Raw genomic sequence first — 13,230 nt, 5'->3', positions numbered from 1 at the left:
CTCAGGTGCGGTCGTCGAGCAGCGCGCCCATCCACTCCTCGACGCCCACGACGGTACGCGGCAGCGCACCCGAGAGCAGCCGGGAGCCCTCAGCGGTGATGACGAGGTCGTCCTCGATCCGGACGCCGATGCCGCGCAGCTCGGCGGGGAGGGTCTCGTCGTCCGGCTGGAGGTAGAGGCCGGGCTCCACCGTGAGGACCTGCCCCTCCTCCAGGACGCCGTCGAGGTAGGTCCCGGCCCGCGCCTTCGCGCAGTCGTGGACGTCGAGCCCGAGCATGTGGCCGCTGCCGCACAGCGTGTAGCGGCGGTGCAGGTCGCCCTCCGCGTCCTTGAGTACTCCCCACTCGGCGAGCCCCTCCGCCACGACCCGCATGGCGGCCCGGTGGAAGTCCCGGAAGCGGGCCCCGGGGCGCAGCGCCGCGATGCCCGCCTCCTGCGCGGCGAGCACCAGCTCGTACACCTGGCGCTGGACGGGGGAGAAGCGGCCGGAGAGCGGCAGGGTGCGGGTGATGTCGGCGGTGTAGAGACTGTTCGTCTCCACGCCCGCGTCCAGGAGCAGGAGTTCGTCGGGGTCGAGCCGTCCGTCGTTGCGGATCCAGTGGAGTACGCAGGCGTGGGCGCCGGCGGCCGCGATGGTCTCGTAACCGGTGCCGTTGCCCTCGGCGCGGGCGCGCAGGCCGAACGTCCCCTCGATCCAGCGTTCGCCGCGCGGGTGCGCGAGCGCGGTTGGCAGGGCGCGCACCACGTCCTCGAACCCGGCGGTGGTGTGGTCGACGGCGAGCTGCAGCTGTGCGACCTCCCAGGCGTCCTTGACAAGCCGCAACTCGGAGAGGACGGCGGCCAGTCCGGGGTCGGTGGCGGCGTTGCGGCCGGTCGGGGTGCCCAGGGCCGCCAGGTGGGCGCAGCGGATGCCGGTGAGCCGTTCGGCCTCGGCGAGGTCGGGGCGGCGCCCGACCCAGAACTCGCCGTAGCGCCGGTCCCGGTAGAACTCCTCGTCACCGGCGCCCCGTGGCGAACGCGGCCGCAGATGGAGCACCGCCTCGTGCGCGCGGGGTCCCGAAGGCTCCAGGACGAGCACGCCGCCCGCCTGGTCCTCCCCGGTCAGTCCGGTCAGCCAGGCGTAGGCGCTGTGCGGACGGAAGCGGTGGTCGCAGTCGTTGGAGCGGACCGTGAGCTCACCCGCCGGGATGATCAGCCGCTCACCGGGGAAGCGGGCGGAGAGCCGGGCCCGGCGTGCGGGGGTGACGGCGTACGGGGCGACCCGGGCGGAGTCGGGGAGGGCGGACGGGGCCCAGGCTGAGGCCATGAAGCGGGACAGCTCGGCCGAGGCGACCGGATCGTGGCTGCCGGTGTGGAGCGACGGGGCGGGACGGGTGCCGGATTCGGTCACGAGGACTCCCTGGGGACAACGCGAACGGCGGCCCGGAGGCCGGTCAGTAAAATGTCACATTACTATGGCGCGGCATCGGTGCGGAGTGCCGTTCGGCCTCAAATCGCCTGTGGGTCCGGGGAGTTGGGCTTCGTGAAGGGGTACGTTTCAGGCCCATGCGACACGCTTTCGCCCCCTTCGGCCGAACGGGTGACCGAGCCGATCGCCGATGCCGTTGCGGAGTGCTCCCTGTACCGCCCGTGACCAGCGGAACCCCCTCGGCGCCGCTCCGATAGCATGCTCAAACTTGCGGCCGATCGTCCTCATCGACCGGAAGCATGCCGTCCGGCACGAAAAGCGACGTTTTGTAGACATCTCACACATCGGCCATAAATTGAAATCCATAGCATCGCGGGCGTTTTCGCGAATAGACAGCCGAAAGATCTTCGCCGCGTGGCGTCAGCCCCGGGCGATTCTGTGGACCGCGGCGGCCGTGGTGGCCCTCGGATTTCTCGTCGCGCTGGAGATCGCCGTGCGCCACTACGGCGTGGCGGGACCGATCACCAATCAGGCGCGAGAGGTGATCTTCGCTCCCAAGTCGGGGCCGCTGCTCTACGCCAGCATGGCCCTGATGATGGTGGTGCTCACCTGGCGCGAACGGTTGATCGCGGCCGGTGTCGCGGTCGGCATCGATGTCGTCTTCTTCCTGGTGCGCTGGGTGGTCGGCGCCGACATGATGTTCGGCAACGGCGCGCTGTGGGTGATCCTGGGCTATGGGGTCATCGCCCTCACGCGCCGCACCGGCCAGGAACGCGTCCTGCTCCTGAAGGGCGTCGGCCTCGGCCTGCTCCTCGTGGCGGGCCGCAAGACCGGTGACGCCTGGCTGCTGATCACCTGGAAGACCCGCCCGACGGTCCTCGACCAGTACGTGGCGACCGCGGACCACGCGCTGGGCAACCCCTCGTGGGTGGTGGGCCGCATGGTCGAGGCCACCGGCTCGGTGGGCACGCACCTCCTCGACTGGGTCTACATCCAGCTCGCGGTCGCCGCGGTGGTGGTCGCGCTCTACCAGCTGCGGCACGTGGCGACCGAGCGCCGTTTCCCCGGCCACCACCTGGTGCGCACGTTCCTGGTCATCGGCCTGCTCGGACCCGGCATCTACATGATCTTCCCGGTGGTCGGGCCGATCTTCGCCTACGGTCCGGGTGCCTCGGGGACCGGCGGCGTGCAGTGGGCGGTGGCCAACCTGTGGCCGCACACGCCGCCGACGGTCGCCGTCCCGCACCAGATGCCGTACGACGACCTCACCCCGCGCAACTGCATGCCCAGCCTGCACACGGCATGGGCCACCACGATCTTCATCCACTCCCGCAGAGGCCCCCGGTACCTGCGGTACGCGGGCGCGTTCTGGCTCCTTGCCACGCTCGGCGCGACGCTCGGGTTCGGCTACCACTACGGCGCGGACATCATCGCCGGTGTGGTCTTCGCGGTCACCGTCGACGCGGCGCTGCGCTGCCACGACCGCGGCTGGGACCGGGCGGGGGTGCAACTGGTCGCCTACGGTACGACGGTCTTCGTCGCGCTCCTGTTGTCCTACCGCTTCATCCCGCTGGAGATGGCCAGGCACCCGTGGGTGTTCGGCCCCCTCCTCGTCCTGTCGATGGTCTCAGTGATCCACACCTACTTGCGGACCATGAAGCTGTGGGAGCCGAAGGCGGCACCGGCCCAGCAGCTGGAACCACAGCCCGAACTGGTGTGAGCGGTGCGGCACCTCCCCATGAGGGGAGGTGCTCGGCGACACCTGATTCAGCTGCCCGACCCGGCGGCCAGGGCGGCGATCTCCTCCAGGGAGAGCCTCAGTTCCTCGTGCAGGAAGCGGACGACCGTCCAGTGCGGGAGCGCGTCCTCGTCGTACGGACCGAACGCGGCGGTGTACAGCGGGAGCCACCGCAGGGCCTCCTCCGCGGCCGTCTCGCGGCCCGGTGCCTGCTGGTAGTCGTCGTAGGACACGCTGCGGTGGTGGATGAAGCGTCCGCCGGGCAACCGCTGTTCGCACAGTTCGCGGTACTCGCGGGTCTGGAGGATGAGGTAGTGCCAGATCTCGTCGATCTCCTGCTCGACCGGGAGGAAGAGGCCGCCGAGCCGGTCGGGGTGGCGGGAGACCAGGTAGAGATAGCGCAGGCACTCGCGGACCTGGTGGGTGACGTAGGAGGCCGCCGGGGCGTCGGGTTTCGCCGCGAAGTGCCGGACGACCTCCTGGTGCAGGGCCGTGCCGAGCAAGCTCTCGGCGGTGGGGACCTCGGAAGCGGGGGTCCGGGCGGCGGAGGTCTGGGCGGCGGTCGCTGTGTCGGGAGAAGCGGGCGCGGACGGTGCGGGTGCGGGCATGTGGTTTCCTCGGGGTCGTCGCTCGTTGCTCGTCGCTAGGTAGTGGTCAGCCAGGCGTACTTGCCGGAGCGGCCGATCGGCACCTGGGCGCGGTGCTCCACTCGGCAGGACCGGCCGGTCAGCGAGCTCACCGAAGCGGCCATGCCGGACTCCTCCGCGGGCGTGAGCGGCTCGCCGTCGAAGGTCGTGCAGGAGAGCAGGCACTGCCCCTCGCCGGTCAGCCGCAGCTGGTGCAGGAAGACGCGCGGCGAGCCAGCCGTGACCCGTGCGTCGAGGTCGGCCTGGGCGACCGGTCCCTCGGGCGTGGCCAGCAGTTCCTTCTCACGGCCGCAGAAGGAGACGATCCGTGCCGGATCGGTGCTGCCGTCGCGGGTGCGGACGCAGTCGCCGGACCGGTAGCGGACGAGCGGCATGTAGGGGTTGCGGATGCTGGTGACGATGAGGCTGTGGATGCCGCTGCCCGGCTCCACCGGCAGCAACTCCACGCTCATGTCGTGCAGGTAGGGGCGGTAGCCGCCGTCCCCGTCGCTGTGGAAGAGGTACCCCAGCTCGGTACTGCCGAAGAGGTCCACGATCGGGCAGCCGAAGTGGGCCCGCAGATACGCGCGGACGTTCAGCGGCGTGTACTCGTAGGCGTGGACGATGCCGGCCGGCCGCGGGAAGCGGTCCCAGAGGCCCCAGGCGTCGACCCTGCGTACCAGATGCGCCAGGTGATACCCGGAGCAGTCCAGGAGATACGCGCCACGAGGGTGCGCGGCGCTCACCTCCGTGATCTCCGCGAGCATCCTCTCGACCTCGGCGCGGTCCCAGTCGGCCGGGTCCAGCGTGCGGTTGAGATAGAGGGTCCGGTCGTCGAGCCAGCGCTCACCCGGCGTGGCACCCGGCTTGCGGGCGTTGACGCGGGCCACGTGCTCGGTGGCGAGGACGGTGGTCAGCGAGATCCGCCGGGCCTGCTCGTGCCAGAGCGGTCCCAGTTCGGGGTGCTCGCTCCACAGGCGGTAGTAGGAGCGGAGCAGGAAGTACGGCGGCCGGATGAGCTGCATGCGGGCGTGATTGGTCCCGGTGGACAGGACGAACTCGGCCTCGCCCGTCTCCAGGGCGCGTGCGAGCCCGGGTGTCATCCAGTTGTCGGGGAAGTCCCTGGCGATCTCCGGCTTTTCCAGGATCGGGAAGTCGCCGCGCTCGACATAGGCGCGGTAGAGGGGGATGTCCCGGACCCGGTCCAGGACGTCGGCGCTCGGCAGGCGGTTCAAGAGGTCTCCGGTTCGGGGCAGGGGCAGGGGCAGAGGCAAGGGCAAGGGCAAGGAAGGCGGGGACAGGGGGCGGGGGCGGTGGCCGCGGCTGGTGATGACACCGTGGCCACCACCCCCGTCCGGTCAGCGGTTCAGGAGATGCAGCCCGTCTTGCCGGTGGCGCTGATGCAGCCGCTCTTCGGCGTCGCGCTGATACAGCCCTCCTTCGCGCCGGCCGCGCCCTGCGCGGAGTTCGCGGCGACCCACTTGCGCCACACGGACTCCTCGGTCATGCGCTTGATGAGCTGGTCCACGGTGATACCTCCATGGTTGATCGGCACTCCGTGCCGAGGGGGTGGGACACCGGGGGCCGGGCGTTCGGTGCCTGGCCCCCGGAGCGGGGAAATCGGGGGAACGGCGAACGGCGGGTGGCGGGGGAGGCCCTCAGGCCCCGGCCACCGGAAGCGTCTTCATGCGTACGGCTTCCGTACCGCTGTCGTTGTGCCGCAGCGCCCAGTTCTCCAGCGTCGTGCGGCAGGCGTGGTCCAGGTGGCGGACCCCGGTCAGGTCCAGCTCGATGGGCCGGTCCTGGGGCATGGCTTCGAGCGTCTCCAGGATGCGGGGCAGGCGCAGGAACGTCGCGTTTCCGGTGAGGGTCACCACCATCCGGCCGTCGGTCAACTCCCGGACGTCCAGCTGGACATGGGAGGTGTCCCAGGCGGACTTGGCCACGGCGAGGACCAGGCCGAGCACCACGCCCTCGAACATGTTGGTGACCACGATGGCGACCGCGGTGACGGTGAGGACGACCGCCTCACCGCGATGGGCGCGGGCGAGCGGGACGATCTCCTTGACCGGGATCAGCTTGCAGCCCGCGTGCACCAGGACACCGGCGAGCGCCGCCAGCGGGATGATGCCGAGGGCGGCCGGCAGCAGCACGGCGAACAGCAGGAGCCACGCGCCGTGCAGGATCCGGGAGAGCGGGGTACGGGCGCCCGCCTGGACGTTGGCGGAGCTGCGGACGATCACCGCCGTCATCGGAAGCGCGCCGAGCACGCCGCACACCGTGTTGCCGACGCCCTGGGCGACGAGTTCCTTGTCGTAGTGCGTGCGCGGCCCGTCGTGCATACGGTCCACCGCGGCGGCGCTGAACAGTGACTCGGCGGAGGCGATCAGGGTGAAGGCCAGGACGGTGCCGAGCACGGCCACGCTGCCGAGGTCGGCAAGTTCGCCGAGGCCCGGCGGCTGGACGGCGTCGACCATGCCGCGCACCGACACGTTCGCCACGTCGAGGCGGAGACCTGCGGTGACGGCGGTGGCGAGCGCGACGGCGGCCAGCGGCGCGGGGACCAGGCGCGCAGCGGCGGGCAGCCTCGGCCACACCACGAGTACGCCGATGGTGCCGAGGCCGACGGCCGCGGCGGTCAGCGACGTGGTGTCCCCGACGGTGTCGGCGAGCAGCCCGGGAAGCCCGGTGATCTTGTCGACGCCGGAGAGCGGCTGCTTCGCCCCGGCCATGGTGTAGAGCTGGCCGAAGATCAGCACGAGTCCGATGCCCGCCAGCATGCCCTGGACGACGGAGACCGATATCGCGCGGAACCACCGGCCGCAGCGCAGCAGGCCGAGCGCTATCTGGAGCGCGCCCGTGAGCAGCACGATCGCGCCGAGCATGCCGAGCCCGAATTCGCGTACCGCTTCGAAGACGAGCACGGTGAGGCCGGCTGCGGGGCCGCTCACCTGGAGGGCGCTGCCCGGCAGGCAGCCGACGACCAGACCGCCGACGATGCCGGTGACCAGGCCGAGCTCCGCGGGTACGCCGGAGGCGACCGCCACGCCGACGCACAGCGGCAGGGCGACGAGGAAGACGACGAGTGAGGCCAGGATGTCCCGGCGCAGCACGCCCGGTTCGCGCAGGGCGAGGAAGGGCGACCGGAGGGGGGAAGGGGCAGGGGGAAGGGAGGACATGAGGGTGTGGGGGTCCTGTCGTGGGAGCGGGCCGGGCCGGTCAGGGGGTCGCGGCGGCTCTCACAGCGGACCGAACGCCGGGCGGCCGTCGTCCGAGGGCCGGTGGGCGGTGACGGTGCCGGTGTGGACCTCGTAGTACCAGGCGTGCAGCGTGAGCGAGCCGTCGGCGAGCCGCTCACGCACGCAGGGGTACGCCCGCAACCGTTCCATCTGCGCGAGTACGTGTGTCTGCACGGCCTCCGCCACGTCCGGGGAGTCCGGTGCGACGGAGCGCAGGGCGGCGTCGGGGGCCACGGAGTGCTCAAGCCAGTCCCGCACGGCCGGTACGGCCGACAGGTCCTCGCGCCGCACCAGCGCGCCCACCGCGCCGCAGTGGGAGTGTCCGCAGATGACGATGGAGCGGACGCCCAGCACGTGCACCGCGTACTCGATGGTGGCCGCCTCGCTCAGCGGGTGGCCGGGGCGCTCGGTGGTGCCGTCCCTCGGGTAGGGCGGGACGACGTTGCCCGCCGTGCGGAGCTCGAAGAGCTCGCCGGGGCGCGCTCCGGTGATCAGGGCCGGGACGACCCGTGAGTCGGAGCAGGTGACGAAGAGGGCTTCGGGCGACTGCCCGGCGCCGAGGGCTGCGAACGCCTCGGCGTTGTGGGGGTCCGCCACGTGTGCCGTGGCGAACGCGCGGGCGTTGTCTATCAGTGACTTCAAGGTGGCCTGCCTCCTGCGTCGCTGCGGCGGGGCCGGGACGCGGTGTGGTCGGGTCGACGGTGACGGTGACAGCCTGTGCGGCCGCCGTGTCCATCACTTTGCCATCGCATTACGGTTGGATGTCAGAGCAAAATTCTGCCAAAGATTGAGTAATTAGCGTCCCTGGGCGGGGTTTTGGTGCAGCAATCAACCGTTGGTTGAGGTATGCGGTGCAGATTGTGCGGACGATGTGAAGCAATTCCGTCCCGTCTCCTTCTGCCGACCGGTGAAACCACCGGCGGCGGCCGTTGTTACGCTCGCCGCGTCGGCCCTTCGGGGCGGCGCTCTACCAGAGGTGGCCAGAGGCAGAAGGAGCAGGGGAAACATGCCGGACACGTCGTTCCAGGGCCAGGTCGTCGACGCCGAACCGGCCCCTCACGTCTTTCTCGTCGTCGGCATTCCGGGGTCCGGCAAGAGTTCCGTTTCGGCTGCTCTGGCCCGCCGGTTCCCCCTCGGCGCGCACATCGAGGGCGACCACCTCCAGGACCTGATCGTGTCCGGCAACCGGCTGCCCAAGCCGGAGGAGGACCTGGAGGCGGACCGTCAGCTGCTGCTCCGCGCGCGCAACGGCGCGGTCCTGGCCCGCAGCTTCCACGCCGCCGGTGTCGTCCCCGTCATCGACGACGTGGTCGTGCGGCGCGCGCACCTGGAGTTCTACCGGGAGCAGCTGAAGGGCCTGCCGTTGCGCCTCATCGTGCTCGCGCCCTCGATCGAGGTCGTCTCCGCGCGGCTCGCCGCACGGGACAAGGTCCTTGCCGACGACTGGTCGTTCCTCGACGAGGCGATGCGCGGCGAACTCGCGGGCGAGGGCGAGTGGTTCGACAGCTCGGGCATGACACTGGACGAGACGGTCGACGCGATCCTGGCGAACGGCTGAGGGCGCCCCGGCTCAGGGTCCGATGGTCGGCGCTCAGCGCGTCGCCCAGGCCAGGACCCCGCAGAGGACGAAGAGCAGACACATGGCGGCATTGGTCCGCTTGTAGGCGACGAGCACGGCCGCGAACTCGCGCATCGTGGCGTTGGGCCAGAAGTAGGCGGCCGTGGTCGAGCCCACCACCTGCCCCCTGACGCCGACCCGTCGGGCGGTGAGCGCGGCGCGGAAGGCGTGGTAGTTGTTCGTGACGATGACGCACCGATAGCCGGGGCCGGCCTTCTCCATGATCGTCTTGCTGAACCGCAGGTTCTCCTCGGTCGTCGTCGACCGGTCCTCCCGTTCGATCAGTTCGGCCGGGAAACCGCGCTCCGTCAGGTAGTCGGCCATCGCGTGGGACTCCGGCAGGTCCTCGTCCGGGCCCTGCCCGCCGGAGACGATGAGCACCGGCGGCCCACCGCGCCTGCTGAGTCGCTCGTGCACCTCCCGCGCCCGCAGGAGACGGCTGGCCAGCAGCGGGGACACAGTGGACCCGCCGACGAGGCCGGATCCCAGGACCACCACGTAGTCGGCCTTGCGGCGGATGCGCAGACGCCCGTAGAGGAAGGCGTACGCGACGAAGCTCAGGAACAGGAACGAGAGGTAGCAGGCGAGCCCGAGAGCGGCCACCCCCGCCCCGACCAGCACGGGCGTGCGCAGGACCGCCGCCGTGACCGCCAGCGCCACCACGGCGACGATGCCGAGCGCGCCCGCGAGGGAGAGCAGGTTGGAAGGGCTCCTGCCCTCCTTGCGCACCATGTGCAGGCCGTTGAAGAAGAGCAGGCCGACGAGTACGAGGATGCCCGTGGCGCCCAGGCCGAGCAGCGAGGCGGCCACGACCCGCCCCGACGTCGAGTCGGCCGTGACCAGTTCGTACATCCAGGCGGCAAGACCGCAGAGGGCGGCGAGACCCAGGAGCACCGCGTTGCCGAACCGGCGGCGCTCGCGTGCCATGCGCCAGCAGAAGACGAGGAGGAGCAGGGCCGCCGGGGCGTAGACCAAGATGCGCACAGACCGTCAGCCGCCGTCTCGTCCGACGACGTCGAAGACGTTCTTCCGCAGGCCGTCGGGGCAGGCCTCGTGCTCGGCGAGCCGCAGTTTGCGCATGTCGTTGTCCGTGTCGTTGAAGAGCCGCTTGCCCGCCCCGGGCAGGAGCGGGAAGACGAGCAGGTGGTAACGGTCGGTCAGGCTACTGGTCAGCGGCGTCCGCGCAGTCGGGTGAGGAGCGAACGGGCCTGCGCGCGCTTGCGCGGGTCGGCGGCCGCGCGGCGCGCCGTATTGACCGCCTGCCGTCCCTGGGGCGTGCGGCTGAATGCCTTGATACGTGCGAACAGTCCGGCCATGAGGTCCTCCCGGGCTCTCACCGCCGTGGCGGCGGATGGGTTGTCGGCTTGCTGCTCCCGTACCCCGAGCGGCTCCCCTGATGCGGCCGGGCGAGCGCGGACCTCACCCGGTCGGCGGCGAATATGTGTCTGAACGCGGCCTTTGAGGGCAGCCGAAAGACATGGCTGTTCTCAGGAAATGCGCACGCCCCATGCTCGCCTCCGTCTTCGTCACCGGCGGGCTCAAGACCCTCCGTGACCCCGAAGGCGCGGCAGTCGCCGCCGAGTCCGTCGCGGTTCCCGTCGGTTCCCGGATCCCCGGGCTCCCCGAGGACCCCGAAAAGCTGGTCCGCATCAACGGTGCGGTGCAGCTGGGCGCCGGCCTCATGCTGGCCACCGGACGTATGCCCCGGATCGCCGCGCTCGCGCTGGCCGGATCGCTGGTGCCGACGACCCTGGCCGGGCACGCCTTCTGGAAGGAGAAGGACCCCGAGCAGCGGGCCGCGCAGCGCACCCAGTTCATCAAGAACGTCTCGCTGATGGGCGGACTCCTCATCGCCGCGGCCGACACGCACGGCAAGCCCTCCGTCGCCTACCGCACCCGCGCCGCGGCCACGACGGGACGACGGGCGGCCCGGCGCACCCGGCGGGATGCCGTCGGCGCGCTGAGCGGAGCGGCGGAGGGCGCCGCGGGAACGGTCCGCTCGCTCTCCGACAGCGCCGCGGGAACCGTTCGCTCGGTCTCGGAGAGCGCGCAGCAGGCGGTCACCCGGCATCGGTGAGGGGCGGAGGCGGCTGGATCCGGTCCGTGGTGACGCACGGCTGGATTCGTCGAACCCGCCGCTCGTCCGGTTCCCGGTGACACACGACTGCCGTGACACACGACTGCCGTGACGCGCCGGAGTCGTGAAGAATTGAGAACCCTGTTGTGCAAGCGCTTGCTGTCGTCGCGGGCCGGTGGCACTCTCGGCCTCGGCCAGAGGCCGATTCCATCGCCCCGACACCTCGCAGGAGCACGCGGTGAACCGTACCGGGAAGACGCTGACCTCGGCGGGCGGCCTCGTCGTCGCCCTGCTCGCGGCCTGGGCCGCCGCCGGCCCCGACTCCAGCGGCACCCGGAACGCGGCCCACGGCCGCCCGGAGAAGTCCCCGGCGCACCAGCACAGGAGCGTGCTGTGGGACGGCGACGCGTCGAACGGGCTCGGTGTCTTCGGGACCACCCTGTGCGCGTCGCCGGGGAGCGTCACCGTCGACAACTGGGGCGGCTCCCGCGGTGACATCTTCAAGTTCAACAAGCCCATCGGCGTACCGCGTTGCGAGGCGCACAACGTACGGACCGCGAGCGGCGAGTACACCTGGCGCGAGGGGCGGACGTACTGGTTCGGCTGGGACTCGATGACCAAGACGGGTGACGCCCAGACCGTCTTCCAGTGGAAGTCGAACGGCACCAACGACCAGCACAGCCAGAACTACCCCGTGATCATGAAAGTCGAGGGCGGGAAGCTGAAGGTCTGGTACGTCGCTCCCGGGGAGGAGTGGATATCCATCGGCTCCGCCCCGTGGTCCGCGGGCGCCTGGCACTCGGTCCAGCTCGGCATCACCACTGGTTCGGGCAGCTCCGGAAAGCTCTCCGTCCATCTGGACGGCCGTGAGATCGCCTCACGTACCGGCGCCCGCACCTGGGACGACCTGGGCAACAAGCCGCGCTGGGGCACCTATTGGGGCACCGACACCAGCACGGCCTCCATCAACTGGATCGACGGGCTCGCCATGGGGGAGTCCCGGGCGGACGTCGACTGACGGCCCGGGGCCCGCCCAAGAGGTGTGCGGTGGGCATATGTGGATACTCTCCGCATATGTCACACCATGATCTCGTCGTCCTCGGCGCAGGCACCGGCAACTCAGTGATCGACGACCGCTTCTCGCACCTGGACGTCGCCGTCGTCGCGGAGGGCCCCTTCGGCGGCACCTGCCTCAACGCGGGGTGCATTCCCAGCAAGATGCTCTCGGTGACCGCCGAGGTGGCGGACGCCGTACGCGAGTCCGGGCGGCACGACGTCCGGGCGGCCTCGGACGGGATCGCCTGGCCCGCCGTCCAGGAACGCGTCTTCGGGCGGCTCGACGCCGTCTCGCGGGACGAGGAGGGCGACCGCCGCGCGTCGGACTTCACGACCGTGTACCGCGGGCGTGCCCGGTTCACCGGCGAGCGTGAACTCTCGGTGGAGACGGCGGACGGGACCGTGTCGGTCAGCGCGGACCGGATCGTCGTCGCCGCGGGAGGCCGTCCCGTGGTCCCGCCCCCGGTCGCCGATTCCGGGCTGCCCTACGAAACGTCCGACACCGTGATGCGGCTCTCCGAGGTGCCCCGGCGCATGGTGGTGCTCGGCGGCGGCTACATCGCCGCCGAACTGGCCCACGTCTTCCACGCGGCGGGCACCTCCGTCACCGTCGTGGAGAAGAAGGACAGGCTCCTCTCCGAGCAGGACGAGTCGACCGCGTCGGCCTTCACCGACATTGTGAGCTCCGTCCACGACCTGCGCCTCGGCCGCGAACTCGTCCGTGTGGAGGGGCGCCCCGGCGAGCTGCGGCTGACCCTCGACGACGACTCGGTCATCGAGGCGGACACGCTCCTCGTCGCCGTGGGGCGCGAGCCGAACAGTGACCGCCTCGACCTGGACCGGGCCGGCATCGCCTGCGACGACAACGGCCATATCGAGGTCGACGCGCAACTGCGGACCAGTGCCGACGGCGTCTGGGCCCTGGGTGACATCACGCCCGGGCCGCCCCTGAAGCATGTGGCGAACCGCGAGGGCGAGGTGGTCGCGCACAACCTCCTGCACCCCGACGAGCCGCGCTCGATGTCGTACGACGTGGTGCCCTCGGCCGTGTTCGCCCGGCCCCAGATCGCCCAGGTGGGCCTCACCGAGCAGGAGGCCCGCGAGCAGGGCAGGGAGTACGCGGTCGGTTCGCGCCGGTACGAGGACGTGGCGTACGGCTGGGCGCTGGAGGACACGCAGGGGTTCTGCAAGGTGCTGGCCGACCGGGCCACCGGGCGACTGCTCGGCGCGCATGTGCTCGGGCCGCAGGCCGCCACTCTCATCCAGCCGTTCGTCCTCGCGATGACCTTCGGGCTCACGGCGCGCGAGGTCGCCGAACGGCCGCTGTGGATCCATCCGGCGCTGACCGAGGTGGTGGAGAACGCGCTCCGCGATCTGGACACGGGGAAGGGCGCGTGACGGCGCCGCGAGAGGCCGCCACAGGTCTGGTGGGCACGGCCAATCGGCGGAGCCGCACCGTCCCGTGACG

General features: G+C 71.1%; 13 protein-coding genes and 1 pseudogene. 5 read left to right on the top strand and 9 right to left on the bottom strand.

From position 1 onward, the window contains the following. Position 1: 1 nt before the first annotated feature. Positions 2 to 1,390: an aminopeptidase P family protein gene (locus AC07DI_RS30745; protein WP_478907507.1), complete on the bottom strand. Its 1,389-nt coding sequence runs from the start codon at positions 1,388 to 1,390 to the stop codon at positions 2 to 4. A gap of 421 nt (positions 1,391 to 1,811) precedes the next feature. Between AC07DI_RS30745 and AC07DI_RS30740 the strand changes: the two genes are divergently transcribed. After that, positions 1,812 to 3,128, top strand: a complete 1,317-nt coding sequence (locus tag AC07DI_RS30740; protein WP_478907628.1) for a phosphatase PAP2 family protein — start codon at positions 1,812 to 1,814, stop codon at positions 3,126 to 3,128. 47 nt (positions 3,129 to 3,175) lie between these two features. On the opposite strand, the gene AC07DI_RS30735 is transcribed toward AC07DI_RS30740, so the two are convergent. The 5 genes from AC07DI_RS30735 to AC07DI_RS30715 form a co-directional block, all read right to left on the bottom strand. Beyond that, on the bottom strand, positions 3,176 to 3,754 hold the full coding sequence (locus tag AC07DI_RS30735; RefSeq protein ID WP_478907505.1) for a glycine-rich domain-containing protein: 579 nt from the start codon (positions 3,752 to 3,754) through the stop codon (positions 3,176 to 3,178). 35 nt (positions 3,755 to 3,789) lie between these two features. Beyond that, positions 3,790 to 5,007, bottom strand: coding sequence for a hypothetical protein (locus AC07DI_RS30730; protein ID WP_478907503.1), 1,218 nt, complete (start codon positions 5,005 to 5,007; stop codon positions 3,790 to 3,792). A 131-nt stretch (positions 5,008 to 5,138) separates the two neighbouring features. Next, positions 5,139 to 5,300: a hypothetical protein gene (locus tag AC07DI_RS30725; RefSeq protein ID WP_384254308.1), complete on the bottom strand. Its 162-nt coding sequence runs from the start codon at positions 5,298 to 5,300 to the stop codon at positions 5,139 to 5,141. Positions 5,301 to 5,430: 130 nt separating this feature from the next. Beyond that, entirely contained in the window at positions 5,431 to 6,951 is a 1,521-nt protein-coding gene (locus AC07DI_RS30720; protein ID WP_384254310.1) for a SulP family inorganic anion transporter, read from the bottom strand. 60 nt (positions 6,952 to 7,011) lie between these two features. After that, complete coding sequence (locus tag AC07DI_RS30715) at positions 7,012 to 7,653, bottom strand: carbonic anhydrase (RefSeq protein WP_384254312.1); 642 nt, start codon at positions 7,651 to 7,653, stop codon at positions 7,012 to 7,014. A 364-nt stretch (positions 7,654 to 8,017) separates the two neighbouring features. Here AC07DI_RS30715 and AC07DI_RS30710 point away from each other — a divergent pair, with 364 nt between their 5' ends. Next, positions 8,018 to 8,569, top strand: coding sequence for an AAA family ATPase (locus AC07DI_RS30710; RefSeq protein WP_384254314.1), 552 nt, complete (start codon positions 8,018 to 8,020; stop codon positions 8,567 to 8,569). A 33-nt stretch (positions 8,570 to 8,602) separates the two neighbouring features. On the opposite strand, the gene AC07DI_RS30705 is transcribed toward AC07DI_RS30710, so the two are convergent. From AC07DI_RS30705 to AC07DI_RS30695, 3 genes and pseudogenes are all read right to left on the bottom strand, one after another. After that, complete coding sequence (locus AC07DI_RS30705; protein ID WP_478907626.1) at positions 8,603 to 9,607, bottom strand: YdcF family protein; 1,005 nt, start codon at positions 9,605 to 9,607, stop codon at positions 8,603 to 8,605. Positions 9,608 to 9,619: 12 nt separating this feature from the next. Beyond that, a pseudogene (locus tag AC07DI_RS30700) lies at positions 9,620 to 9,790 on the bottom strand (dihydrofolate reductase family protein); the annotation flags it as partial. An 8-nt stretch (positions 9,791 to 9,798) separates the two neighbouring features. Continuing rightward, the gene (locus AC07DI_RS30695) at positions 9,799 to 9,945 is read right to left on the bottom strand and encodes a hypothetical protein (RefSeq protein WP_384254317.1); all 147 of its coding nucleotides are present in this window, start codon (positions 9,943 to 9,945) and stop codon (positions 9,799 to 9,801) included. Between the two features lie 191 nt (positions 9,946 to 10,136). Here AC07DI_RS30695 and AC07DI_RS30690 point away from each other — a divergent pair, with 191 nt between their 5' ends. The 3 genes from AC07DI_RS30690 (at position 10,137) to AC07DI_RS30680 (ending at position 13,160) form a co-directional block, all read left to right on the top strand. Then, complete coding sequence (locus tag AC07DI_RS30690) at positions 10,137 to 10,706, top strand: DoxX family protein (RefSeq protein ID WP_478907500.1); 570 nt, start codon at positions 10,137 to 10,139, stop codon at positions 10,704 to 10,706. A gap of 238 nt (positions 10,707 to 10,944) precedes the next feature. After that, a complete protein-coding gene (locus tag AC07DI_RS30685) occupies positions 10,945 to 11,724 on the top strand; it encodes a heparin lyase I family protein (protein ID WP_478907498.1) in 780 nt (259 codons plus the stop codon). A gap of 56 nt (positions 11,725 to 11,780) precedes the next feature. Further along, positions 11,781 to 13,160, top strand: coding sequence for a mycothione reductase (locus AC07DI_RS30680; protein ID WP_478907496.1), 1,380 nt, complete (start codon positions 11,781 to 11,783; stop codon positions 13,158 to 13,160). Positions 13,161 to 13,230: the final 70 nt, after the last annotated feature.

The sequence above is a fragment of the Streptomyces sp. NPDC044106 genome (assembly GCF_056433985.1).
Note: the sequence above shows the minus strand (reverse complement) of the source record. Positions and strands in the feature narration are given on the sequence as shown.